The 1,982-nt window shown below is 78.7% G+C and carries 2 protein-coding genes; both read right to left on the bottom strand.

Annotation, left to right across the window (positions count from 1 at the left end):
• On the bottom strand, positions 1–368 hold a 368-nt coding region (locus ABEB16_RS13745; RefSeq protein WP_345712808.1), incomplete at its 3' end, for a DNA glycosylase AlkZ-like family protein.
• An 84-nt stretch (positions 369–452) separates the two neighbouring features.
• Positions 453–1,982 (bottom strand): putative bifunctional diguanylate cyclase/phosphodiesterase (locus tag ABEB16_RS13740; protein ID WP_345712807.1); only part of this gene is annotated, 1,530 nt, incomplete at its 5' end.

Raw genomic sequence — 1,982 nt, 5'->3', positions numbered from 1 at the left:
CGCTCGCAGGTGGCGTCGTCGAGGCCGAGCCCGGCGCGGCGGCGGGCGGCGCCGGCGAGCAGCCGGGCGCCGGTCAGGGACAGCAGCCAGCCGAGGACGGCGGCGGGCACCAGGTGCAGGGTGCCGCGCATCGGCCAGGAGCGGACCACCTCGCCCGCCGCCAGCGCGGCCTCCACCGGCGCCCGGCCGCGGTCGGCGGTCCGCAGCGCCACCGACGTCAGGGCGCCGGGCAGGTCCTGCCCCTGGGCGGCGCCCAGCCAGCGCACGGCGGCCGCGGGGTCGGGGCAGCGGGGACCGGCGAGCCGCTGCGCCACGATCCGCAGCAGCGCCACCTGCGCGGGTGCCAGCTCCGGCACGGCTCCTGGCACGACACACCTCCTGGGCGTCCACCCGGTGTCCACCCGGCGCCGGGACCCGCACGCTAGCGCCCGCCGCCGACGCCGGCGCCGGGTTCAGCGCCCCGCGAGGGCGCCGGCGCGGGAGCCGAGCCAGGCGTCCAGCTCCTCCGCCGGCAGCGGCCTGGAGTGGAAGTACCCCTGGGTGTGGTCCACGCCGAGGCGGCGCAGCAGCTCCAGCGTCGCGGCGTCCTCCACGCCCTCGGCCACCAGCCGCAGGCCGAGGGAGTGCGCCATGTCCACGGTGGTGCGCACGATGGCGCGGGTGCGGGCGTCGGCGGTGAGGTCGGCGGTGAAGGAGCGGTCCAGCTTCAGCTCGTCCACGGGCAGGTCGCGCAGGTGGGCCAGGCACGAGTAGCCCGTGCCGTAGTCGTCGATGCTGACGCCGACGCCCAGCTCGACGAGCTCGCCCAGGACGCGCTGCCCCGTGGCGAGGTCCTCGATGAGCTCCGTCTCGGTGATCTCCAGCACGAGGGCCTGCGGTGGCACCCGGTGGCGGGCCAGCCCCGCCGTGACGACGTCCACCAGCCGCCCGTCGCGCAGGGCGGTCGCCGAGATGTTGACGGACACCCGCTCGCACCCGTGGGCGGCGAAGTCCCCGATGCGCGCCAGGGCGTCGTCGAGCACCCGCTCGGTGAGGGCGGGCATGAGGCCGTGCTCCTCGGCCAGGGGCAGGAAGAGGCCGGGCGGCACGAGCCCGCGCTCGGGGTGCTGCCAGCGCACGAGGGCCTCCACGCCGGCGCAGGCGCCGGTCACGGGGTCCAGCTGCGGCTGGTAGTGCACGACGACGCTCCCGGCGGGGCCGGTGCCGCGGGCGGGGGCGGCGACGGCGTCGAGCAGCTGCGCGACGAGCTGGGCGGTGCGGGCGCGCTCGCCGTCGAGGTGCGGGCCGTAGGCGACGACGCCCCCGCCGCGCCCCTTGGCCTCGTGCACGGCCGCGTCGGCCTGCCGCAGCAGGGCGTCGGGGTCGTGGCCCTGCGCGGGCGCGGCGGTGACGCCGATGCTGGCGTGCAGCCGCACCGGGCGCCCACCCAGGTCGTAGGGGTCCTCCAGCGCCCGCAGCAGCCGGCGGGCGCGGCCCGCGGCGTCGTCGAGCCCGACGCCGGTGACGACGAGGGCGAACTCGTCGCCGCCCTGGCGGACCGCGACGTCGGCGGGGCCGGCCACGGAGCGCAGCCGGTCCCCGGCCTGCCGCAGCAGGTCGTCGCCGGCGTGCTGGCCGAGGCTGTCGTTGACCTCCTTGAAGCGGTTGAGGTCGACGAGCACGAGGGCGAAGGGGCGCCCGTCGGTGCTCAGCTCCTCCAGCCGGTGGGTGAGGGCGTGGCGGTTGCCGAGCGCGGTGAGCGGGTCGGTGACGGCCGCGCGCCGGGTGCTGTCGAGGAGGCGGACGGCGCCCAGCAGCGTGCCGAGCTTGGCGAAGGCGAGGGTCAGGGCGAGCAGGGTGGCCAGCGTCGCGGCCGTGGGCAGGCCGTCGGTGTGGTCCAGCCACAGCAGGCCCATGCCCACGGGGGCGCCGGCGAGCGGGCCGAGGACGACCGCGGCGGGCGGTTCGGCGCGCCGCAGCGCCGCGGCCGGCTGCGGGGCGCC

The organism is Kineococcus glutinatus, assembly GCF_039542765.1.
GTDB lineage: Bacteria > Actinomycetota > Actinomycetes > Actinomycetales > Kineococcaceae > Kineococcus_A > Kineococcus_A glutinatus.
This window is presented reverse-complemented; position numbering and strand designations above follow the sequence as displayed.